This is a genomic window from Reinekea sp., assembly GCF_046710285.1.
GTDB lineage: Bacteria > Pseudomonadota > Gammaproteobacteria > Pseudomonadales > Natronospirillaceae > Reinekea.
Genome location: NZ_JBKEGY010000007.1, coordinates 137049 through 161862 on the forward strand (window position 1 = coordinate 137049; position 24814 = coordinate 161862).

Consider the following 24814-nt stretch of genomic DNA (forward strand, 5'->3'; position numbering starts at 1 on the left):
TGGTTAATCTAGGAAGGTCGCTATTTGACGAAACTCCTTTTCTAATGACTTTAGTTTTTTCTTACCTAGGCCACCTAAAATGGTCAGTGCATGTCGAATTCGGCCACGTGTCATGTCTGGTCCTAAAATTGCCATAGCGTCCATAACCGATACAGACGCCGTAGAACCAGTAATGGCCACAAACAACGGTGCGTTCACATCTTTAAACTTTAATTCACAGTGTTCAGCTACCGCTTTCACATCTGCAAAGATATTGTCTTTTCCCCAGTGTCGCTGCGTTTCGAGCTTCCACAGAATTAATTGAAGTACTCGCTTTAGTTCATCACCTTCTAACTTGAAACCATCAAAACTTGCTTCCGTGATAGCAGGGTTGCCAGCAAAAAAGAAACTTAACAAAGGCGCAATGTCACCCAAGGTATCGGCTCTGGTTTGCGCTAAGGGCATCAATTGCGTTGCAAACTCAGCGTTGAACTTCCACGCCACCAGCTTCTGTAATAGCTGCTCAGGCGTATGCATTTCTCGCAGGTACTTACCGTTTAACCAATTTAGTTTTTCTTGGTCAAAGACAGGGCCGCCTAGTGAAATACGAGAAATATCAAAGGTAGCTGCCATGTCATCAACCGTGAACACTTCTGCACCATCGGGTTGAGTCCAACCCATCATGCCTAAGAAGTTAACTAAGGCTTCAGGTAAAATACCTAATTCACGATAATAAGTAATAGAAGTCGGATTTTTACGCTTGCTTAACTTTGATTTATCGGCATTTCGCAATAAAGGTAAGTGAGCATAAACAGGCGGCTGCCAATTAAAATACTGGTACAGCGCTATTTGTTTAGGTGTAGATGAAATCCACTCTTCGCCACGCATAATGTGACTGATCTCCATGAGGTGATCATCGACAACGCTGGCTAAATGGTAGGTTGGTAAACCATCAGATTTCATCAACACTTGCATGTCGATTTGCTTCCACTCAATTTCAACTTTACCACGTAGCAGGTCGTTAATTTCGCAAACACCCTCTTCCGGTACCTTCATCCGGATGACGTGGCTTTCATTAGCGGCCAGCTTCGCCTGGACTTCTGCGGCATCTAAATGCATACAATGTCCATCGTAGCCAATATCGGCACCCGCAACTCGCTGTTCTTCGCGTAGCTCATCTAAACGTTCTGACGTACAAAAACACGGAAAAGCATGGCCTTCATCGACAAGCTGTTGCGTGTATTTTTGATAAATGTCTTTGCGATCAGATTGACGATAAGGACCGTACTCACCACCAATGTCAGGACCTTCAGACCAGTTTAGTCCTAACCACTTTAGGCTGTCTAAAATAGCTTGTTCAGATTCAGATGTAGAACGAGCTTGGTCAGTATCTTCAATACGTAGAATAAATTCGCCACCTTGGCTTTGCGCAAATACTTTGTTGAACAAGGCAATATAGGCGGTGCCTACGTGGGGATCACCTGTAGGTGATGGCGCAATACGAGTACGAATTTTGGTCATTGATGCCAATCTCTTCTAACAATTGATTAAGGAGCGGCATTATAGCGGCAGACGCGTCGAATGAGAACCAATAGACGCACCTGCATCGAAAAGCTTACTTAGGGTAGTGAGTGTAGTGTTCACCCGCCATTTGCGAGATTAAACGCACTACCTGAGCGCTGTAGCCTGCTTCGTTGTCATACCAAACGTAAAGGACAATGCGCTTGCCATCGACAATACTTGCTGTGCTGTCAACAATACCCGTCTTACGGTTACCAACAAAATCACTCGAAACCGCTTCAGGGGAATTAGTAAAGTCAATCTGCTTAGCGAGATCAGAATAGAGCGACTTTTCACGCAAGTAATCGTTGAGTTCAGTTAAGTCGGTATCTTTTTTAAGCGTAAGGTTCAAAATAGCTAATGAAACGTTTGGCGTTGGCACTCGAATAGAGTTACCCGTCAACTTGCCCTTAAGCCCAGGTAACGCTTTTTCTACTGCTTTGGCTGCACCGGTTTCAGTGATAACCATGTTTAACGCCGCACTGCGACCACGACGACCACCTTTGTGGTAATTATCAATTAGGTTCTGGTCATTGGTGTAAGAGTGAACGGTTTCTACATGGCCGTGCTCAATACCATATTTATCATCAAGTACTTTTAAAACTGGCGTAATAGCGTTAGTGGTACAAGAGGCTGCTGACACAATTTTCTCATCGTCTGCAACGTCCGTGTGGTTTATACCATAAACCACGTTTTTAATATCACCCTTACCTGGAGCCGTCAGCAATACTTTGCCAGCACCTTTGCAAGCTAAATGCTGAGAAAGGCCTGCTTCATCTCGCCATATACCCGTATTATCAACAATAAGCGCATTGTGAATACCGTATTGTGTGTAGTCTATTTCTTTTGGTGAGCTCGCGTAGATAACCTGAATAGCCGTTCCGTTTACAATCAAAGAGCTGTTTTCTTCATCAACCTTAATGGTGCCTTCAAAACTGCCGTGTACGGAATCTCGACGAAGTAAACTAGCACGTTTAACTAGGTCATTTTCTGCCCCGCCTTGACGTACCACGATGGCCCGCAAACGTAACTGAGAGCCTCCCGCTTTACCGATAAGAATACGTGCTAATAAGCGACCAATGCGCCCAAAGCCATATAACACTACATCTTTTGGCTCAGTCTGGTAACGACGATTAGCGTCAAACTTATCCGTGATTTCAGCAAGCTCTTCCTTTAAAAAACTTCGTAATGGTGTACCCATGGGCTGCTGCTTATGTTTCAGCGCCAACTTGCCTACATCGATATGAGCTTCACCTAAGTTCATTTCACTTAACAGCTCAAGTACCGCCAACGATTCATTTAACGACAACTCATGTCCGTCTAACTGCTTAACAAACCGATGTGTTTTTAATAGGCCCATGGTGGATTGGTTAATGACCTGGCGACCATAAATCGATGTTATTACGTTATTGTTGCGATACAAACGACCAATGATCGGGATCATTGATTCTGCGAGAGCTTCCTTTTCTTGCCAGCGTAATAGGGTTTGATCAATAGCGGCCTTGTTCACGGTATTTCCTCGTAAGCGATAAATGACAGAGTTTAGGGGTATTGTCTTAAATTTTATGCCGATAGGCGTATGTGGTCGCCACTATATAGAAGGGCTTACGAGGTTATAAGTAATTTTGTCAGCAAAAAACTGCCATTTAAATAGCGATTTAAAACAACACAACTTTAATGGTATTTAATTACAACAAAACAGCCGTTTCATTATCAAATCAGCTCAAAACAAACTAAAATGTAACTAATTTACGGAAACTTATACCGAAATAGCATCTAAAGTATGAGGCAAAAATATTAGATTAATTGTTAGTATTAGTGTGATCTTTATTAGAATTTCCTGCAAAACTAGTCCTATGGGTTTGAATAGGTGCGCCAACATTGTTTTAGCTTGAAAATCCCCTATGATGTTAATGATAATAATAAAAGAGTAGAGAACGGTATGACCACACTCATCGTTGATTCGGCCTGCGATTTACCCAAAGCCTTAATTGAAAAAAAGAATGTCCAACTACTTCCTGCCACAATCATTTATGATAAAAATATATTGCAAGACTTTCGCGATCACGAACAAACCATCAGTATGTATAAAGGTGGCATTTTAGATAAAGATCATGACAGCGAATCTCAACCAACTTCAACGAAAGATATTGTTCGCATTCTTGAGCAAACCATTGCCAATGGCAATACAGATCTTGTCGTTCAAACGGTCAACCGTGTACGCAGCCCAACTTATGAACATGCTGTAGAAGCTGCATCCACATTAGCTAAGCGATATGCCGATCGCGACATCAGTATCCGAGTACAAGACAGTCGAACTATTTTCACCGGTCAGGGCGTACTGGCAGCACATACCTTAGCCCTCATAGACAAAGGCGTCAGTGGTACTAAATTACGCCGAATGATAGATGCACTTAGCTCCAAAGTTCATGCCTACCAAGTTCCGGCAAATGTTATTTATTTACGCGAACGAAGTCGCAAGAAAGGCGACAACAGCATTAGCTGGTTGGGTGCTATTATTGGTCGGGCGTTGAATATTAGCCCTATCGTTCTGGCATTAGATGATAAAACCTTCCCAGTAACAAAAGTGAAAGGCTTTCACCAAGCCGCGGAGAAACTATTTCGACATACGCTAAAAAAAGTTGACCAAGGCTTACTGTCACCTTTTGTTTGTATTAGCTATGCAGGCGATCCAAAGGACTTAAATACTTTGCCTGGGTTTAACGAATTGAAGTTAGCCATTAAAGCGCGTAAATACCAATTAATCACCACACCCATGTCGCTATCGGGTGGTGTTAATTTAGGGCCAGGTACACTTTCTGTTGGGTTCGCTGTCGAACCATACGATTGGGAAGACTAACGCGCAACTTCCACACGGTTGCGCCCTGCATCCTTGGCCTTATACAGCGCTTGGTCTGCACGTTGTGATAAAGTTGAGCCGTCATCATCGGCCTGTAACTGAGCAATACCGCAACTGAAAGTCACACGTATCTGATGCTGGCCGTCTTGATGAACTAATTGCTCAAACCCCCGGCGAACTTCCTCAAGCAATTTTAGAGCATTCTCCGCATTGGTATTAGGTAGCACCAATGCAAACTCCTCACCGCCATAACGCCCCACTGTATCGGTTATTCGAAACCGCTGCCGCATATAAAGTGCAAGCGCTCGAATAACACGATCACCCATTGAGTGCCCATAAATATCATTAACTGATTTAAACCTGTCTAAGTCGATCATCGCGAAACAGAAGGGTTGATCATTGGTTTTTGCTTGGTTTAACTCATTACTTAGAACTTCTAAAATATGATTATGGTCAAACAAGCCAGTCAAACCGTCACGAATCATTTGATCGCGCAAACCTCTATGCCGTCGACAACGGTTACGAACTGTCGAAATAAGCACCTCTTTTGGCACTGGCTTTGTTAAGAAGTCATCCCCACCTAATCCAACCGCATCCAATTGCTTTTCGATATCAGATTCTGCAGATAGATATAAAATAGGAATGGCATCGTATTTAGATTGCTGTCGAATAACTTGTGCAATTTCAGGCCCCGTACAACCGGGCATATACATGTCCATTAAAATAGCATCCGGTGCAAATTGCTCAATTGCGTCTAACACTTCTAATGGATCAATGACGGCTTGGGTAAAAATACCTGCTTGGTTCAGTGTTTTTTCCGCATACAGCGCCTGCGATCTGGAATCATCGACAACCAATACTTTAAAGTGGACTTCGCTGCGCAAGGCATAAATACCCATTAACTCTTCGACTAACAACCCGAAATCTAATTGCCCAGTATAGAACGCTACGCCATTTGCTCTCACCACTTCAAGCCTATCCATGATACTGGGCTCATCTTGAGCGTAGAATAACACTGGAATTGTTTGGCGCATTTCTTTTTGAATCTTGGCTACTAAGGCAATACCTTGTTGTTCAAATTGTGTATCGGCAATAATAGCAGCAGGAATGCGATAATGAATCGAACGATCCAATTCAGCGGCGGTGTCGTAGCAAAAAACAGGAATACCAAAAACGCTCAATTGCTCTTTAAGAACACTGGCTTGTAATTGATCAGAAAAACACAGGTAGACGGGCTTTCGACCTGCTGACATTTCCTCAACAGGTACGTTATCGTTCGCTCGGGAACAGGCTTGCGCAATATCGGTCACATAGCCATTGAGTAAGACTAACTTATCAGTTTTAGGGGCTTGAGTGCTATTGCATTGCTCGAGAACTTCAATTAGTTTCCCCGAAGCAAGCGTCAACTCTTTAAATTCATAGCGAGCAGACACTTTTTGTAACTTTAAAGACAGACTTAGAAATTCCTGAAACCAAGTTTCATTCCAATGAACTTCTTGAAGCACAGACCAACCATTAACAATTGCACGAGCCTGCTCATGTACTCTGCGTCCAAAGTGTTTCTTCAATTTTGCTAGCTGTTCTGCTTTTTCGCTCATTTGACCTCAGATGGCATATAATTTCGTTTTCTAACTTGCCATGTTCGACTGTAACTTTAAGGCTAGTCGATTTAGTTTTTTATGTTCGCTGCGTTTGCTTTTGTAACTTTAGAGTACTTACTGACTTACGCAACATTGTTTCATCTTCTGTCGACGAACTATATAAGTATCGCTCAAATAAACTCGCCATACTCAGCAATACGGGCAAATCAGGGTATTTCATTGTCATTCGGCCAAAATATTGACGAATTGTCTCTTGTGGCTCCATAAGTTCAAGCAATTTTTCAACTTGCTTTAAACTTCGGTAAGGCTCTTCTAGCCGCTTAGGAATACGCAATAAGCCAATTGACAATGCGATAATGAACGTAACGATAGCCATAAAACTCAACCCTGCTATAGCAGCCTTAAGCGGAGTTAACCGCCCAAACCGAGCTTCAAACCAACCGATTGCACTGGTGCTTTTGTAGTCTATCACCTTTATCTGCCACTGATATTGAACTGAGTCCCACCAGAGTGAAGCTGACTTAAAAAACCCTAACTGATTTCGAACTCGGGTAAACATGGAGAGTTCCGCAGACTGATCTTGCGCAAATAAATCATCGAGTGACTGCTCGATTCGATTGGGCGCAACCGCAGCCGTTGGGTCAAAGCGTTGCCAGCCATTATTCACCCAAACCTCAACCCAAACATGGGCTTCCATTTGTCGCACTTGAATATAATTTGCCGATTCACTATAAACTCCGCCTAAATACCCGCCCACTAACCGAGCAGGTATGCCCGCCGCGCGCAAAATATACGCAGTTGCGCTGGCATAATGACTGCAAAAACCTCGTTGCCCACTTAACCAAAAATCAGCGAGGCTATCTTTGGATTCATAACGAGGTGGCGTCAGGGTATAAAAATAAGGGTTGCTTTGAATATACTGGGCTAAATCGCTCACAAACTGAACATCATTAGCACGACTTTGACGAAATTCAAGCGCCCAGTCTCGCAACGCTTCGTTGCCTCGACGTGGTAAAACTAAAAATTCCTTTAGCGCGGCTTCGCTCATTTCTGCCCAACGGATATCTATTGCACTTGAGGCTCTATATTGAATTGCCTGAGTCAATGGTGTCGTTAAAGCGTACCTTGCATCAGGCAACAATACGCCACCTGCAACATTAGCGCTGATTGGCCAATCCATAAAGTAAAGCCATTGCTGACGGCTTGGTTCAATAATTATCGAATATTGCCATGTTTCACTGACCGCGGTTGGTAAACGAGCAGATCCCTTTGAAGCAGGTAACCACTGCCCCGCACGATATTTCGCACGCCAAGTGTTGCCATCGAAATCACTTAATGTATTGCCGCGCCAATACCATTGAGAGCGAGGAGGCAGCTCACCATTAAAGGCAACACGAAAAGCAGGTTTTTGGCTTCGCGCTAATTCTGCAATGGAGCCTGGTGAGATTTCATCCGTCATCCCTGTCATGGCACCGCGCTCATTATTTGGAATGCTCCACAATGGCGGGATACGAGGAAAAAACAAGTAACCCATGATCATTATCGGAATTGCACCTATAATTAAGACGCTGGTTTGCGTCATGGCATAGCGCCATGAAAATCCAGTCGTATTAGTCACCGCCTGCAATGCAAGAGTATTGGCAAATAACAATGTAATGACCAACAAAGCAGACAATGGGCTGCTGTGATATAAAAAGTAGACACCGGCTAAAAAATAGCCTAAATATATTTGAAATATCCCATCACGCTTACGCAATACCTCAAGAGATTTCAGCAAGTAACCTAGCAAACAAACTGCAACAGCGGTATCTAATGAATATTGATCTAATCCAGATAAAAACAAGGATGCAATACCAGCGACAATCGCAAATATTACTAATAACTTAGGCGGGCGCTGCATCTGCCCGCGCAACACTTGCCAGCGCCAAACCACGACAAGAGCGAGTACCAACAATAGCCATTTAGGCAAGTCAGACATGAAAGGTAAAACGGTGAGAAATTGCACGCCAAACAACAGCTGCAGCCCTTGTCGCGTGAGCGCTCGCTCTGCTGGAGGGATATAGGTTTGATTACTCATAGCCAAACTCCGCTAATGCTTGCCTTACCTGTTGCAAATGTGTGCCACCCTGCCCCATGGGTACTTCACAGCTAGGCAATCTAAGCCCATAAACACGTTGTTGAGCATAGTAATTTTCAGCAAGACTTGCTAGCGCACTGAGCTTATTTTCATTCTCCAGATGAGGGAATTGGTTCCAGTCCAGCCATTCATCTGTTTGCTGGTAATCTGAAAAAGTTTTAACGACCAATTGATCTTTCGAAAACGAAGGCCAATGAAGCCGGCTAATCGCATCGCCTGGACTGTACTCTCGCAATTGATGGAAGTCTTCACTGCCGGCAATTAAGAAATGATCGTTAAGGCTAGCATTGTCGTCATCTTTAGTGCCACCAAATATCTGCCTTCGACCTTCTATTGATTCAGGGTAAGCCCACCCACAAGATGACAATTGAAGATGCGACCAAGCGACCACTAAGCCAAATGGGAAACGGCTTTCAATACGGAACCGCGGTAACTTAATGGGCCCTCTTTGCTTGGCAGTAACAGGTAACACGCAATGACCTTCGCCCTGTTGCAAGTTAGCATGAACCACACCCCATTCGGGATGAATTAACTCTATGGTGCCACGATGACGTTTTGACTTAGAGGTGAGCCTAATAGGAATGCCACAGGTTTCTCGCGGGCCAACTAAGCTGCCCGGTAAAGCGGTAATAGTCAGGCCGGTCATATTGCGATACGTTAAATGAACAGACACAAACAGCATTGCGATTAACCAAAATGCAAAACCATAATTTAATGGTGTTTCAAAATTAATCGCCAGTAACAAAAGTCCAATCGCAACGACTAACAACATTAGTCCTTGAAATGTTGGTACAATAAATATTCGGGATTGATTTAAAGTAACGGATACCTGCTCGGGAAGTCGGGCTTTAATCCAGCTATCAAGCTTTTTTTTGAAACTCTGACGCACGCCACTAAACAAACTCTAAGCGCCTTCAATCACAGCGACAGAATCCAGCACACGCTGCACTAACAGCTCACTGTTTTGTGCCTTACAGGCTTTTAAACGATGCCCTGCTACGGCTGGGAAAACCGCTTGAACATCATCTGGAATAACATAATCGCGATTGCTGATCAAAGCATAGGCTTTGGCCGCCATGGCTAAGCTTTGAGAGGCTCGCGGAGACAAACCCAGTGCACAAATTTCTCCATCACGTGTTCGCTTTACTAAACGCATAATATAATTTAATACGGCATCACTGGTGCTCACTTGTATAACTTCTTTTTGTAACAAAGGCCATTGCTCTGAGGTTATTATTGGCAGTAACTCTTGTAATTTATGCCGTCCAATACTTCCTTTAAGCAGCTCTTTTTCTACGGACTCATCTGGGTAACCCAAACTAATACGTACAAAGAATCGGTCTAACTGAGACTCTGGTAGCGGGTAGGTACCCGATTGACTTTGCGGGTTTTGCGTAGCGATCACGAAAAATGGACTCGGTAATGGCTTACTATCGCCGTCAACACTAACCTGTCGCTCTTCCATAGCCTCAAGAAGTGCTGATTGTGCTTTAGGTGTTGCTCGGTTCAGTTCATCAGCCAATAACAATTGCGTAAACACCGGCCCTTTATGAAAGTAAAAAGATTGTTGTTCTCGGTCATAAATTTGCGCACCAATCACATCTGAGGGCAATAAGTCTGCGGTAAACTGCACCCGCTGATAACTTAAGCCGAGCAAAGTTGCCAAGGTTTGCGCTAAGGTGGTTTTCCCTACACCCGGTAAGTCTTCTAACAATACATGTCCGTTACATAACAATGAAACCCAAATGAGCTTAATTTGCTCAGATTTACCGGCAATAATGCGACTTGCTTGTTCTATTAATTGATTTGACGTTCCGGCCGCCTGCGACATGAATAACCCTTAATAAGTGAACACTACTGTTAATTTATAGCAAAAAAAAGACCCCTGAGCGGAGTCTTTTCAAAACAGGGACATTAAACGACTGAAACTAGCTTTCGTCGTTGTCGTCGTCACCATCATTGTGTAAATCTATCATTGATGAATCGGAAACTGAATTTGAGGCTTTATTTGAATCGTTTCGGGCAGATTCCAGCGCTTGAAGATAGGCTTCATCGACATCACCCGTGACATAACAACCGTTAAACACCGAACAATCAAAGTCTTGCTCGTCATCTTTGTGGATACGCGTCGCTTCTTTTAAATCATCAAGATCTTGATAGACCAGCCAGTCTGCACCTATAGATTTACGAATTTGCTCATTAGTACGCCCATGCGCAATTAACTCTTCTGCTGCAGGCATATCAATTCCATAAACGTTCGGATAAATTACTTCAGGCGCTGCAGAGGCGAAATATACCTTTTTAGCTCCAGCATCACGAGCCATCTCAATAATTTCGTTACAGGTTGTACCACGTACGATTGAATCATCAACTAACAGTACATTTTTACCTTTAAACTCTAACCCAATAGCATTTAATTTTTGGCGAACTGATTTTTTTCGTTGCGTTTGGCCGGGCATAATGAAGGTACGGCCAATATAGCGGTTCTTCATAAAGCCTTCACGGTAATTCACACCAATTCGGTTTGCCAACTGCAATGCAGAAGTTCGACTGGTATCAGGAATCGGAATCACAACATCAATATCGTGGTTCGGGCGTTCACGTAATATTTTATCACCCAAAACATCACCCATTCGTAAACGGGCTTTATAAACTGAAATACCATCTATGATTGAATCTGGTCGTGCAAAATAAACATACTCAAAAATACACGGGGTTTTTACCGTATTTTCAGCGCACTGTTGAGAATGTAACTGCCCTTCTTTATCGATGAAAATAGCTTCACCAGGCTGAACATCATCAATAATTTCATAGCCTTGAACATCCAGCGCAACGCTTTCCGATGCGACCATATATTCTGTTGAGCCATCTTCAACAACTCGTTTGCCGTAAACTAATGGACGAATACCGTGCGGATCTCGAAACGCAACCAAGCCATACCCAGAAATTAGTGCAACAACTCCATAGGCCCCACGACAACGAGCATGCACACCACGAACCGCAGTGAAGATATCATCCGCAGTGGGCTTAAGCTTACTCTGCACCTGAAGCTCGTGAGCAAATACATTGAGTAAAACTTCTGAATCTGAGGTGGTGTTAACGTGACGTAAGTCTGATTGGTACAACGACTTATTTAATTCAACCGCATTGGTCAAATTACCGTTATGCGCCAATACGATGCCATAAGGAGAGTTAACATAAAACGGTTGGCTTTCAGCGGTACTGCTGGTGCCTGCCGTCGGGTAACGTACGTGGCCAATACCAATATTGCCCCGCAAAGATTGCATGTGACGGGTATGAAAAACATCTCGAACCAAACCATTACTTTTACGTAAAAAAAACTTACCGTTTTGTTCGGTTACGATACCAGCGGCATCTTGGCCCCGGTGTTGTAACACCGTCAATGCATCATAGAGCTGTTGATTAACAGGAGAACTTCCAAAAATCCCAACGATACCGCACATTTAATTATCTCCCCCAACCGACAATATTGCACCGGATGCTTTGTGTATAGAATCACCTGTCCAACGGATAACAGGCTCGAAATACGGCACGAGCACCGAATCTTGCCAAAACTGATCAATCGCAAATAATCGACCCATGGCCAAAATAGCGACAACAATAACCAAACCTCTCAGCACACCGAAAACCACACCTAATGAGCGGTCTGTGCCGGTTAAACCCGTCATTCGAATAAATTCACTAAGAAGGTGATTCACTAAAGAGCCTACTATTAGCGTGACTAAGAATAAAATAGCGAAGGCTGCGGTATAACGATAGGCTTCATTTTCGATCATTGAGCCCATTAACGATGCCAGGTTCGCACTAAATAAACGCGCGACAAAAAGTGCCGCTAACCAAGAAACGAGCGACATCGCTTCTTTGGTAAAGCCTCGTTTGATGCTGATTAGCGCGGAAATCACTAATACAGCAATAATGGTCCAGTCAATAAAGGTCATAGGTCACTCACTGTGGAAATCGCGGGCATTCTAACAGAGAAATAAGTTTTGTGAATGCTTAATGGTCTTTGGACCACTTGGTCAATTTTAGCTATCTATTCCGAGAATTTAACTACCAAACCCTGCAAGTTATACGCGGCTTTGATGTCTGACTTCTTCGTTTCAGCCTGTTCCTTTTTTGCTTCAGGACCAACAAATACTTGGGTAAACAAAGTGCCATCTGATAAGGTTTTTTCTCGGCTATAAACTTCATAGTCGGCTTCTTTAAGCATTGAAATAAGTTTTAAAGCTTTTTCAGAATCTTTAAAACTTGCTACTTGAACGCTCCAGATGCCAGTTTTAGGCTGCGTTTTAATAACAGCAGGTACACTAGGTTCAACAAAACCGTTAGGGTTTTCAATAATGGTTTCGGCAGGCTCAGGCTCAATGAGACTGTCTGTCACCGGTACTTCAAAAGAAATATGAGAAAGGTCAGGCGCTTTTGGCTGAGGCGGTATATTAGTGATTTTTTCAGGAATTCGTCCCTCAGCATCAAATAATACTGGGGCTATCAACAAAATCACCGCAGTTAATACTAAAATACCTACCAGCCTTTGTTGCAATGCACGATCCAACTCAATTCTCCAAAACAGTCAAAGCGTCGCAAACGGTATAGAAAGAGCCACCAATAAACAAGGGAATATCGGGCATTGATTGCGTCAGTGCACGAATCGCCTCTGACATGTTTCGAAATTGCACATTGATTGGGTAATCAGCTCGCTGTGCTAGATCGGCAGCAGAAAGGCCCCTGGGAACCTCTAAGCTAACACTGTTGATTTGATGCGCTACAGGCGCGAGCGCCGCAACAAAACCAGCAACATCTTTATCGGCAAGCATACCCAACAAAACATTTACTTTTTTACCACCAAGCTGCTTTGCAATGTAAGCACCCGCATGTGGGTTATGGCCAACATCGACAATGCATTCGTGACCCTGCCAAATTACCGTTTGCATGCGGCCTGGCATACGTATGCTCATCAACGCTCGCTGAGCGTTCACTGTGCTAATATTAATTCCAGACAGTGCAAATGCCTGTAGCGCCGTTGCTGCATTATCATGCGGTATCGAAATGCCTTCCGTGCTCAATTGACCATCGTGCCAAAATAACACCCGAGATTTAACGCCATGGTGATCATTGAAGCGATGCAGATGAGCACCTCGGCGCTCTATTTCGTTAAATAAGCCTTGCGGCATTGCGTCAGAGCCTAATATGACTGGCTTATTAGCCCGACAAATACCTGCTTTCTCATAGCCAATAACGTCTATATCACTACCAAGGAAAGATTCATGATCTATACCGATAGTGGTAACGACGGCGACATCCGCATCAAACACATTGACTGCATCTAATCGGCCCCCTAGCCCTACCTCCAAAACCCACACATCGACTTGCTCAGCAATAAATAGCCAAATCGCAGCAAGCGTGGTGTATTCAAAGTAGGACAAGCTGATATCACCCCGCACACGTTCAATTGCAGCAAACGCATCAACAAGTTGTTGATCATTAACAGCAACGCCATTAATACGGATGCGTTCATTAAATACAAATAAATGTGGCGATGAATACCAGCCTGTCTTAAACCCCGCTTCACAGGCTAAGGCGCTTAAGGCAGCCGTAGTCGTGCCTTTGCCATTGGTACCGGCAACGGTAAATATAATTGGGGGTTTGGTTTGGCGTTGGAGCAAGCGATCAGCGACCATTGTAAGCCGCTGAAGCCCTAATTCTATTTCTGTAGGATGGATTGACTCAATATAAGCCAACCATTCATCAAGTGATGAATTAACTGACGGGAGCATGCATTAACTTTTTCAGGATGCCAGCTAACTTCGAACGCAACTCTTGGCGACGAATAATCATGTCGATTGCGCCTTTCTCCAATAGAAACTCACTTCGCTGGAAACCTTCAGGTAGCTGCTCACGCACGGTCTGCTCAATAACTCTTGGTCCAGCAAAGCCAATCAATGCATAAGGTTCGGCAATATTAAGATCACCCAGCAACGCCAACGAAGCCGAAACGCCACCAAAACAAGGGTCAATCATAACTGAGATATATGGGACGCCTTGCAAGCGCATCTTTTCAAGTGCTGCACTGGTTTTAGCCATTTGCATCAATGAAAATAATGCTTCTTGCATACGAGCACCGCCAGAGGTAGCGAAACAAACGTAAGGAATGTTTTTTGCCATGGCTAGGTTAGCTGCTTGAACGAACTTTTCACCAACCACAGAGCCCATTGAACCGCCCATGAAGTTGAAATCGAAAGCGCCAACAACAACCGGTTGACCTTCAACAGCGCCTTCCATCGCCACAAATGCGTCATTTTCACCTGTTTGTTTTTGCGCTGCGACCAAACGATCTTTATAGCGCTTGCCATCTTTAAACTTTAGTCGATCAACTGGACGTATGTCTTTTGCAAACTCAACCCGGCCATCTTGATCAAGAAACAAATCTATACGCCGACGAGCACCGATACGCATGTGGTGGTCGCATTTAGGGCAGACATCCATATTCTTTTCAAGTTCAGGTCTGTATAGGACGGCCGCACATTTAGGGCACTTTTTCCAAAGACCTTCAGGGACGTTAGCCCGGTTTTTCGAATCGGACCTAACGATTGACGGTACGATTTTTTCCAACCAACTACTCATGGTAACCCCACTCTACTAAATTTATGAATATAACCGCTATTATGACGCAAACAGCGTTGCTTTTTAATCACCTACTCAAAGACACAGTTATGAGGAAATTTCACGGACCGCGGCTACGAATTCGGCCATCAATTGCGCAGACTTTATGCCTTTACTGGCTTCAATACCACCACTAACATCTACAACATAAGGCATTACCTGTTTAATTGCATCCGCAACGTTGCTCGGACTCAAGCCACCGGCTAAGAACAAGCGCTCTTGAACCCCAGGCGGAATCATCGACCAATCGAATTTCTGCCCAGTACCACCGGGCGTTCCTTCTACGTAGGCGTCCAGTAAAATGGCTGGCGCGTGCTGATGTATATCTAAACCCACGATTAAATCTTCTTTATTAGCTACTCGCAATGCTTTGATATAAGGCTGGCCAAACTGTTGGCAAAACTCCGGGGTTTCATCGCCGTGAAACTGCAGAAGGGTCGCTTTTGTTGCAGATATGACTTCGCGCACCAAGCTTGGCTCAGGGTTAACAAACAGGGCGACTTTGTCTACTAAGACAGGGCAAGTTTGCGCAAGCTGAGCGGCATGTTCAACACTTATTGCTCTCGGGCTCGGCGGATAAAATACCATACCAATTGCATCCACCCCGAGTGCTGCCGCTGCTTGAATATCTTCAGCTCGGGTCATGCCGCACATTTTAATTCGGGTTCTCATCTCTGTTTTCAATCCTTAAATTGGTGAAAATTCTTGGCCATCATTGTCTATTAACGGTTGAATAAAGACAGGACCTGCTGCTTCACAGGGTAAACCTTCTTGATTATACTGAGCACGGACAAAATATAACCCATCCCCTTTAGCAGTAACACCACCTTTATTGCGATTTTGAGCAGCTAATACGTGTTGGGCATATTCAACAGGTTTTCGGCCGCGGCCAATTGGCAATAACACGCCCACTAAATTGCGCACCATATGATGTAAAAAACCATCTGCACGGGTCTGTATGACAATGAACTCACCGTAACGTTTAATCGTTAATTCTCGTAACGTTTTAACCGGCGAGTGCGCTTGGCACTCAGCCGCCCGAAATGAACTGAAATCATGAGTCCCTAACAATAAATTAGCCGCTTGTTGCATAAGACTCACATCAAGAGCGTGTTGCTCCCAGGTCACCAACCCATCGAGCGCCGCACTTTTTATCCAATTATTATGAATAATAAATCGATAGGCGCGCTCTTTAGCTGAAAACCGAGCATGGAAATGCTGATCAACTTCATACGCCCATTTAATACTTATATCATTCGGCAAGGCACCATTAACGCCCATGGTCCAGCCATAAAGGCTGCGCTGTGCAGATGTGTCGAAATGGAATATTTGATTTGTTGCGTGGACACCGGCATCTGTTCGGCCGGCAACTATGGTACTTACAGGTTGGTTAGCAACTTTTGAGAGGGCTTTTTCGAGTGTTGCTTGAACAGTTGGTACGCCCGATCGTTGAATTTGCCAGCCATGATAAGTTCGGCCTACATATTCAACTGCCATGACGATACGAAGGTTTTTAGTTGGATCATCAAATGGAAAAATTTCATTCATGCAATAAAAAGCCGCTCTAATAAGAACGGCCTATTTTACTATTTAACCACAAACAAAGGCTATTACATTTGCTGGATCAATGCTTCTGCTTGAGATTTTTGCTCTGCGGTCCCTTCTTGAAGTACTTCATCAAGTATATCGCGCGCGCCTTCCTTATCTTCCATTTCGATATAAGCTCGAGCTAAGTCCAACTTAGTACTTATTTCATCACTACCCGAAAGGAAGTCAAACTCGTCTTCATCTAAGTCAGCATCGCTATCAAGAGAATCTGCAAGCTGTTGCAGTGGATCCGCTTCTGCTTCTACCGGTGCATCACCAGATAGATCAATATCAAATGAATCATCCTCTAGATCGTCAGTTAAATCTAGCCCGCCAGTTTCAAGTTCTTCAGGAGCTACATCAAGCGAACTCTCAACCTCAAGGGAATCCAGCTCATCGTCCAACGAAAGTTCAGATTCTAAGTCCTCGAGCGAATCGTCTTCATCCAAGTTCAACTCAAAAGCAGGCTCATCAACCGTGCTAACTTCATCCGTTAAATCTAAGCTAAAGTCGAGATCGGTAGATTCTTCTTGAGCAGGCGTTTCAGCCGTAGGACTTACTTCTTCTTCGATTGAGAAGTCGAAGCCATCATCTGACTCATCCGATAGATCGACATCTAAATCACCTAGATCTAGACTGAAATCGAGATCAGTTGATAGCTCTTCAGGCTCAGATGTAGGCTCTTCTGAATCGAGGCTAAGCTCGGCATGGTCTTCATCTAAGTCTAAATCAAATGATAAATCATCTGTTTCAGCACTGGCTGACAGTAACGGCTCACTGCTTTCATCTTCAGAATCTAAGTTGAAATCTAGGTCAGATTCTAAGCTTGCGTTTGTGTTTCCAGTAAATGAATCACCTAAATCGAGATCAAAATCGTCGTCACCTGACATCATCAGATCACTGCTGTCGTCGTCGAGTTGATCAATTGGCAACTTTGCACGTAATGATTCAGCTTCATCTTGCTGTGCTGCAGTTAACTCGATACGGCTTTCGATATCGTTAAAGCCGGCTACATTGCCAGTTTCTGCAAATACTTCCATTAGTTTCAAGCCAATATCTGCACGACCTGGATAATCAGCAAAAGCTTCTTTTAATTTCTCTTCAGCTTGATCATATTTCTGGTAAGCCATATACATTTCGGCCTCCATCACGGCATCAATCTGCTCGGCTTCATCTTCGATGACTTCATCAAAATCATCTTCAATGTCAGAAAGTAAATCTTCGTCTAGATCAGAGCTAATATCGTCGTTGTCAACTTCAAAAGATTCAACTTCCTGATTTAGCTCGCTTAACACTTTATCACTGCCTGAGCGCTTGCTACGAATATAGAATGGGATTAACAACAGTAGTAACAAACCACCACCCACTATTGCCATATTCGTTGTGCTTTTCATTACCCAGTTCGAAACCAGGCCGGTGTACTCATTCACGTACCACATGAAGTCTTGCTTAACGGGCATAGGCGGAGTTGCTTTAACTGGCGTTGATTCAACAGCGGGAGCTGACTCTACGGGAGTTTCAACTGGCGCTGTTTCCGCTTCTGCTGCTATTTCGGCATCTGCAGCAGCTTGTGCATCTGCCGTTTGCTCTAATGCTTGCTGAACCTCGGCAATACCTGAGTTTTGAACATCAAGTAACCGCTCCATGATCTCAATCTGAGCTTGAAGCTCGGTCACTTTTGACTCTAAATCATCACGTTCACGTATGTACTGGTCATTGAGCTCTTCAGCTACAGATAACTGACCAAGCAATTGTTGAACGTCATCAGTGGTTTCACCTGCACCACTAACACCATCATTGCTGTCAGCTGATAACTCAAGATAGCCATCTGGATTTTTAACTTCACCTGCTCCTTCAAGCGCAGATCCAGTTGTATCCGTTGCAGATAATTGAGCTTCATTAGCAGCAGTTGGAGCACGTAAGTTGGGTGCAGCACCCGCATTTTGAGCTCTAACTTCATCAACAGCTTCTTGTGCACTGCGTAAAGCCATTTGCGAAGCATCTGGTAATGTTAAGACACTGCCAGCTTTCACGCGGTTGATGTTGCTATTCAAAAACGCTTCTGAATTTAGATCTTGAATCGCCAACATAACCTGTTGAGGAGAATAGCCTGAACGACCAGGCACCTTCATGGCAATTTCCCACAAGGTATCATTACGCTTAACGCGATATTCGCCAGCGGGTAAGTTATCGTCACGCGGTTGAACCGGCTGTGCGACTGTTACTGTATCTTGGGTTACTGTATTTTCTATGACTGTCGTTGTTACGATATCGGTGTTGCTAGTTAACCCTTCTACAACCAATGCATCAACGGCCAATCCAGTATCAAAAACAGGCGGATCTAATAAGATGGTGTATTCTTTGAGAAGACGGCCACCGGGCCAATTCACTTCTACTAGAAAATTAAGGAAAGGTTCGCGGACAACTTGTTTCGTTGTCATGGTGACAAAGACATCACCCGAAGCGGTTTCTTTCACTCTGAATTGAATATTCGATAAAAAGAAATTCCGTTCGACACCGGCACGACGGAAATCATCGTTACTCGCTAACGTAGGAAGAATTTCACCTGAAGTAAGACCTTGAAGCTGAATAATTTTTATTTCAGCCTCGAGTGGATCATTCAGGTTCGAATTAACTTTAATGTCACCCAGTCCTAAGCCGAAGCTTGATCCTGCAAAAGACATTATTAATATGAGTACTGCCAGCGCCTGTTTTTTCACCATAATCCTTTTTCCCTTTCTTCAACCCTTCCCAAACGGAAGCCTGAAAAGCAATTATTGAAGAGGAATCTCTCTTTTGTAGAACAATATATTGATAAATGAGAACTGGTTCTCACTAATCGATCCGTTGTTCAAATGTATGCAAATAGAACGTAGAAAGAACATTCAAAACTACGCCTAAGTATTATGTATAAAAGGACTTTTAGCAATACAAGGGTTGGAACACAAGTCTTATTTCTGAGCTTTTTTTGTGTCGACCCATACAAAAAGACGACCAAATGCGGTCGTCTCTCTAGTCAAGTTTATGAAATACAAAGAAAAATCAGCATTTTTGACTTCGATTTCACTTTAAACTGTCACGGCTAAAATTTTTTCAGATTTTTTTACAAATCTTTCTTTAAAATAGCCAACATTCGTCGTAAAGGCTCTGCAGCACCCCATAACAATTGATCCCCTACGGTAAAAGCTCCGAGGTATTGATCGCCCATCGATAACTTACGAACACGCCCAACAGGAATATTCATGGTGCCTGTTACGGCTGCCGGAGAGAGATCTGTCATAGTCACTTCACGCTCGTTTGGAACTAAGCTTACCCATTCATTAGCGTTATCTATAATTGATTCAACACTGCTTAATGAGACATCTTTTTTCAATTTAATTGTCATCGCCTGCGAATGACAACGCATTGCACCGACTCGCACGCATAAACCATCAATAGGTATTGCGGTTGAATTACCCAGTATTTTGTTCGCCTCAACCTGTGCTTTCCACTCTTCTTTGCTTTGTCCATTTGCTACGGCTTTATCGATCCAAGGAATTAAACTGCCAGCTAAAGGCACTCCAAACTGATCACTCGGATAATTTTCAGAGCGAATAAAGTCGGCAACGGTCTTGTCGAGTTCTAAAATAGCGCTTGCTGGATCATCAAGATATGGCGTTGCAACATTGTGTATCACACCCATCTGAGCAATAAGTTCACGCATGTGGCGTGCACCAGAGCCTGACGCTGCTTGATACGTCATAGGCGATACCCATTCAACTAAGTCTTCTGCAAACAAGCCATGAAGCCCTAAGAGCATTAAACTGACTGTACAGTTACCACCAACAAAAGTTTTACCTCCTTGGCTAAGCGCCTGATCAATATTGGCTCGATTAACAGGATCTAACACAATAGTGGCTTCTTCTGTCATACGCAGAGTCGAGGCTGCATCGATCCAATAGCCCTGCCAGCCTTTATCACGTAATGGCTGATATACCGCGCCAGTATAGTCTCCGCCCTGACATGTAATGACAACATCACAGTCAGATAATGCACCTAAATCCATCGCGTCATGCAATAACGAGGATCCTTGACCAAAGTTTGGCGCTGCTTGGCCAACTTGACTGGTGGTGAAAAAAATCGGCTCGATGCCATTAAAATCATTTTCTTCTTGCATGCGTTGCATGAGAACAGACCCAACCATGCCACGCCAACCTACAAACCCTACTGTTAAACTCATAATTCTTTACCTATAGCTTTATTAAATTACAGTGCCGCTAGAACCGCATCACCCATTGCCTGAGTCGATATTTGCTGGCAACCATCGGAAACAATATCTGCCGTTCTTAGACCTTGATCTAGCACTTTTCCTACCGCTTTTTCTATACAATCGGCTGCTTCGGCGCTATTAAGCGAATAACGCAACATCATAGAAACCGACAATATAGTCGCTAGCGGGTTAGCGATGCCTTTACCCGTAATATCAGGCGCTGAACCGTGTATTGGCTCATACATACCTTTGCCATTTTGATCGAGCGAGGCAGAAGGCAACATACCAATTGAGCCCGTTAACATAGCGGCACAGTCCGATAAAATATCGCCAAACATATTGCCGGTCACCATGACATCAAACTGTTTGGGTGCACGAACTAGCTGCATGGCGGCGTTATCAACGTACATGTGGCTCAATTCAACTTCTGGGTATTCTTTACCCACTTCCGTCATAATTTCACGCCACAATACCGTTGCTTCGAGAACGTTGGCTTTATCAACAGAACATAATTTTTTGCCACGTTTCTGCGCGGCTTGAAATGCTTGATGCGCTATACGACGAATTTCAGTCTCACTGTAAATATAGGTATTAAAGCCTTCGCGCTCACCAGCGTCATTGACACGAATACCCCGAGGCTGACCAAAATAGATACCGCCTGTCAGCTCGCGAACAATCAGTAAATCTAGGCCAGAAACCAATTCAGGCTTTAACGAACTCGCATCAGCCAACTGTGGATACAAAATTGCAGGGCGCAAGTTTGCAAACAAGTTCAGCTGAGAACGAATCGCCAATAAACCTTTTTCAGGGCGAATAGCCATGTCGAGTGAATCCCACTTCGGGCCACCCACAGCACCCAGCAATATCGCGTCTGCCGCCTTTGCTTTTACCATCGTTTCATCAGGGAAAGGACCGCCCGTTGCGTCGATAGCACTGCCACCAATCAAACCCTTAGTCGTTTCAATACCTAAATTAAATTTTTCATTTACGGCAGCAAGTACACGCTCGGCTTGCGCTACAATTTCTGGACCAATGCCATCACCTGGCAATATCAATACATTTTTAGACATAAAATTCTCTTAAATTATGTGACCAAACACCCACGGTGCTTGCTGTAGTCGTTTTGCTTCGAATGCTTTTATCGCATCGGCGTCTTTTAAGGTTAAGCCAATATCATCCAAACCATTCATTAAACAGAATTTGCGGAACTCATTAACTTCAAACTCAACTAAATTGCCCTGAGCATCTGTCACCGTCTGTTTTTCTAAATCGACCGTGAGCGAAAAGCCTTCGTTATCGGCCATTTCTTTAAACCAACTATCAATTTGAGCTTCGTCTATTACAATGGGTAACACACCGTTTTTAAAGCAGTTATTGTAGAAAATATCTGCAAAACTGCTGGCGATAACCACTCGAAAGCCATAATCTTCAAGCGCCCAAGGTGCATGTTCACGGCTAGAGCCACAGCCAAAGTTAGCGCGGCTTAATAAAATATTAGCCCCTTGATAACGTGCGTGGTTTAACGGAAAGTCAGGGTTTAGCGGACGTTTACTGTTGTCTCTACCCGGCTGCCCTTCATCTAAATAACGAAGTTCATCAAATAAATTAGGGCCAAAACCACTGCGTTTAATAGATTTTAGAAACTGCTTTGGAATGATCATGTCAGTATCGACGTTCGCTCTATCCATCGGGGCAACAACACCCGTTACTACGGTTAATGCTTTCATATTCTTGCTCCTTATAGGCTACTAACGTCAACGAAATGACCTGCAATGGCGGCTGCAGCGGCCATCGCTGGACTCACCAAGTGAGTACGGCCACCAAAGCCCTGACGGCCTTCGAAGTTTCGGTTTGAAGTAGAAGCGCAATGCTCACCTTGTCCTAGTTTATCGGCATTCATGGCTAAGCACATTGAACAACCTGGCTCACGCCATTCAAAACCGGCTTCGGTGAAAATAACATCTAGACCTTCTGCTTCGGCTTGTTGCTTAACTAGGCCACTGCCCGGCACGACTAACGCTTGAATTAAACTTGATGCAACTTTTTTGCCTTTGGCCACTTCAGCAGCGGCCCGCAAGTCTTCGATGCGTGAGTTAGTGCACGAACCAATAAAGACTCGGTCTAACTGAATATCAGCGATTTTTTGCGAAGGCTTTAGGCCCATATAATGCAACGCACGTTCAATAGAGGTTTTATCTTGCTCATTTTTTGCTTTTGCTGGATCTGGTACGGCATCATTAACGCCTAAAACCATTTCTGGCGAAGTGCCCCAAGTGACTTGTGGCTCAATGTCTTCTGCTCGAAGCTCAACATCTTGATCAAACACTGCGCCTTCATCAGTGACTAAATCGCGCCATGCAGCTACGGCTTGATCCCAAGTGTCACCGGTTGGCGCAAAAGGACGACCTTTAAAATAGTCGATCGTGGTTTGGTCGACAGCAACCATACCCGCACGAGCACCCGCTTCAATGGCCATATTGCAAACCGTCATGCGGCCTTCCATGGAAAGCTCAGCAATGGCACTACCAGCAAACTCTATAGCCGAGCCGTTGCCACCGGCGGTCCCAATTTTACCAATAATGTATAAAACAATATCTTTTGCAGTGACGCCCGGCTTGACCTTGCCTTCAACGCGCACGCGCATGTTTTTCATTTTACGTTGAATCAGACACTGAGTTGCTAAAACATGTTCTACCTCAGAGGTTCCGATACCAAAGGCTAATGCGCCCATTGCACCGTGAGTAGAGGTATGTGAATCTCCACACACAATGGTCATACCTGGCAGTGTAGCGCCCTGCTCTGGTCCTACAACGTGCACGATACCCTGATTTATATCGTTCATATCAAATTCACGAATACCGAAGCTGTCGCAGTTTTCACCTAAGGTTTTCACCTGAATACGCGAAATTTCGTCTGCAATGCCTTCAATTCCCGACAAACGTTCATTGCTGGTTGTTGGCACGTTATGGTCTGGCGTGGCTAAATTGGTGTCTAAGCGCCAAGGTTGACGGCCTGCTAGACGTAAACCTTCAAATGCCTGCGGCGAGGTGACTTCGTGTAACAGCTGGCGATCAATATAAATAAGCGCTGTGCCGTCTTCTCTTTCGGTAACGATGTGGGCATCCCACAATTTGTCGTAAAGCGTCTTCGCCATGATCGGTTTATCCTGTGTCGTGATTCAAATTTGAAACTGAAATTCTAGACTTGCGATTGTATTCAACCCAATGAATAATACAAATTTATTATTTTTATGAATTCCATTCCAAAAAGGAATACACATTGGATTTACACAGTTTAGAAGCGTTTTTAGCGGTCGCCGAAACAGGGTCTTTTAGTCGCGCAGGTGAGAAGCTCTTTTTGACCCAGCCAGCCATTTCAAAGCGCGTTAGCAATTTGGAACAACAATTGGCCACCGCCCTTTTCGATAGGATCGGTCGTGATGTCTATTTGACCGAAGCGGGTGAACTGCTAAAGATACGCGCTACTCGCATCGTCAACGACATTCGAGATGCTCAACAAACCGTTGTTCAGCTAAACGAAGACAAAGTTAAGGAGCTTTGCATGGCCTGCAGCCACCACATCGGTTTGCATTATTTAGGGCCTATTTTGAAGACTTTTTCAACAGCAAACCCCGATGCATTACTTGATGTACGTTTTATGGAGTCAGAACAAGCTATTGATGCACTGCTTAAAAGAGAGATTGAGCTAGCGCTTACTACCATCCCCAGCCCGCTAAATAGAGCATTAATTGGGAGAACGCTGTGGAGTGATAAGCTGCATTTCGTGGTTGCTAAAGACCACCCTCTGGCTCAAAAGCAAGGTAAGCTGCGACTTAACCAGTTAGCCTCGGTCAGAGCGATCTTACCCGATAAATTCACCACCACTTTTCAAATTATTGAGCAAACGTTTCAAAACCACCATATCCCCTTAAACCGGGTGTTAACGGTTAACTATTTAGAAACCATTAAAGAGCTCGTAAAGCACAGCTTAGGCTGGAGCCTGCTGCCGACGAGCTTAATTGATGATGATCTATATACCTTGGAGGTTGATAGAGTGCAGTTAACTCGCAACTTAGGGATTATTTCACACCGTAAGCGCACGCCTAGTCGCGGGGTTCGCCATTTAATGGAAATCGCTGAATCAGCCAGTAAGCAAAATAA

Annotated in this window: 20 protein-coding genes; 2 read left to right on the plus strand and 18 right to left on the minus strand. The window is 44.1% G+C overall.

Translation table 11 applies throughout. From position 1 onward, the window contains the following. Positions 1-3: 3 nt before the first annotated feature. A complete protein-coding gene (gene gltX, locus ACI882_RS07345; protein ID WP_411744115.1) occupies positions 4-1500 on the minus strand; it encodes a glutamate--tRNA ligase in 1497 nt (498 codons plus the stop codon). 94 nt (positions 1501-1594) lie between these two features. Continuing rightward, complete coding sequence (locus ACI882_RS07350; RefSeq protein ID WP_411744116.1) at positions 1595-3049, minus strand: glyceraldehyde-3-phosphate dehydrogenase; 1455 nt, start codon at positions 3047-3049, stop codon at positions 1595-1597. A gap of 432 nt (positions 3050-3481) precedes the next feature. On the opposite strand from ACI882_RS07350, the gene ACI882_RS07355 reads away from it, so the two are divergent. Then, entirely contained in the window at positions 3482-4399 is a 918-nt protein-coding gene (locus tag ACI882_RS07355; protein ID WP_411744117.1) for a DegV family protein, read from the plus strand. On the opposite strand, the gene ACI882_RS07360 is transcribed toward ACI882_RS07355, so the two are convergent. From ACI882_RS07360 to leuC, 16 genes are all read right to left on the minus strand, one after another. Further along, positions 4396-5997: a diguanylate cyclase gene (locus ACI882_RS07360; RefSeq protein WP_411744118.1), complete on the minus strand. Its 1602-nt coding sequence runs from the start codon at positions 5995-5997 to the stop codon at positions 4396-4398. The genes ACI882_RS07355 and ACI882_RS07360 overlap by 4 nt on opposite strands. Positions 5998-6076: 79 nt before the next feature. Continuing rightward, the gene (locus ACI882_RS07365) at positions 6077-8077 is read right to left on the minus strand and encodes a transglutaminaseTgpA domain-containing protein (protein ID WP_411744119.1); all 2001 of its coding nucleotides are present in this window, start codon (positions 8075-8077) and stop codon (positions 6077-6079) included. Further along, positions 8070-9038: a DUF58 domain-containing protein gene (locus ACI882_RS07370; RefSeq protein ID WP_411744120.1), complete on the minus strand. Its 969-nt coding sequence runs from the start codon at positions 9036-9038 to the stop codon at positions 8070-8072. Before ACI882_RS07370 ends, ACI882_RS07365 begins: the two co-directional genes overlap by 8 nt. A gap of 3 nt (positions 9039-9041) precedes the next feature. After that, positions 9042-9968, minus strand: coding sequence for an AAA family ATPase (locus ACI882_RS07375; protein WP_411744121.1), 927 nt, complete (start codon positions 9966-9968; stop codon positions 9042-9044). A gap of 97 nt (positions 9969-10065) precedes the next feature. Further along, positions 10066-11601, minus strand: coding sequence for an amidophosphoribosyltransferase (gene purF / locus ACI882_RS07380; protein WP_411744122.1), 1536 nt, complete (start codon positions 11599-11601; stop codon positions 10066-10068). After that, entirely contained in the window at positions 11602-12096 is a 495-nt protein-coding gene (locus ACI882_RS07385; protein ID WP_411744123.1) for a CvpA family protein, read from the minus strand. A gap of 95 nt (positions 12097-12191) precedes the next feature. Further along, the gene (locus tag ACI882_RS07390; RefSeq protein WP_411744124.1) at positions 12192-12710 is read right to left on the minus strand and encodes an SPOR domain-containing protein; all 519 of its coding nucleotides are present in this window, start codon (positions 12708-12710) and stop codon (positions 12192-12194) included. Position 12711: 1 nt separating this feature from the next. Beyond that, the gene (locus tag ACI882_RS07395; RefSeq protein WP_411744125.1) at positions 12712-13932 is read right to left on the minus strand and encodes a bifunctional folylpolyglutamate synthase/dihydrofolate synthase; all 1221 of its coding nucleotides are present in this window, start codon (positions 13930-13932) and stop codon (positions 12712-12714) included. Continuing rightward, a complete protein-coding gene (accD, locus tag ACI882_RS07400) occupies positions 13916-14779 on the minus strand; it encodes an acetyl-CoA carboxylase, carboxyltransferase subunit beta (protein WP_411744126.1) in 864 nt (287 codons plus the stop codon). Before accD ends, ACI882_RS07395 begins: the two co-directional genes overlap by 17 nt. 87 nt (positions 14780-14866) lie before the next feature. Continuing rightward, positions 14867-15490 carry a phosphoribosylanthranilate isomerase gene (locus ACI882_RS07405; protein WP_411744127.1) on the minus strand — a complete coding sequence of 208 codons (624 nt, stop codon included), beginning with the start codon at positions 15488-15490 and terminating at the stop codon, positions 14867-14869. A gap of 15 nt (positions 15491-15505) precedes the next feature. Next, positions 15506-16366 carry a tRNA pseudouridine(38-40) synthase TruA gene (truA, locus tag ACI882_RS07410; protein WP_411744128.1) on the minus strand — a complete coding sequence of 287 codons (861 nt, stop codon included), beginning with the start codon at positions 16364-16366 and terminating at the stop codon, positions 15506-15508. A 62-nt stretch (positions 16367-16428) separates the two neighbouring features. Further along, on the minus strand, positions 16429-19128 hold the full coding sequence (locus ACI882_RS07415; protein WP_411746937.1) for a FimV/HubP family polar landmark protein: 2700 nt from the start codon (positions 19126-19128) through the stop codon (positions 16429-16431). Positions 19129-19508: 380 nt separating this feature from the next. Beyond that, positions 19509-20624: an aspartate-semialdehyde dehydrogenase gene (gene asd, locus ACI882_RS07420; RefSeq protein ID WP_411745114.1), complete on the minus strand. Its 1116-nt coding sequence runs from the start codon at positions 20622-20624 to the stop codon at positions 19509-19511. A 26-nt stretch (positions 20625-20650) separates the two neighbouring features. Next, a complete protein-coding gene (leuB, locus tag ACI882_RS07425) occupies positions 20651-21724 on the minus strand; it encodes a 3-isopropylmalate dehydrogenase (RefSeq protein ID WP_411745115.1) in 1074 nt (357 codons plus the stop codon). Positions 21725-21733: 9 nt separating this feature from the next. Then, on the minus strand, positions 21734-22381 hold the full coding sequence (gene leuD, locus ACI882_RS07430; protein ID WP_411745116.1) for a 3-isopropylmalate dehydratase small subunit: 648 nt from the start codon (positions 22379-22381) through the stop codon (positions 21734-21736). Between the two features lie 11 nt (positions 22382-22392). After that, entirely contained in the window at positions 22393-23811 is a 1419-nt protein-coding gene (gene leuC, locus ACI882_RS07435) for a 3-isopropylmalate dehydratase large subunit (RefSeq protein ID WP_411745124.1), read from the minus strand. A gap of 122 nt (positions 23812-23933) precedes the next feature. Between leuC and ACI882_RS07440 the strand changes: the two genes are divergently transcribed. Next, a partial coding sequence (locus tag ACI882_RS07440) for a LysR family transcriptional regulator (protein WP_411748458.1) occupies positions 23934-24814 on the plus strand: 881 nt, incomplete at its 3' end.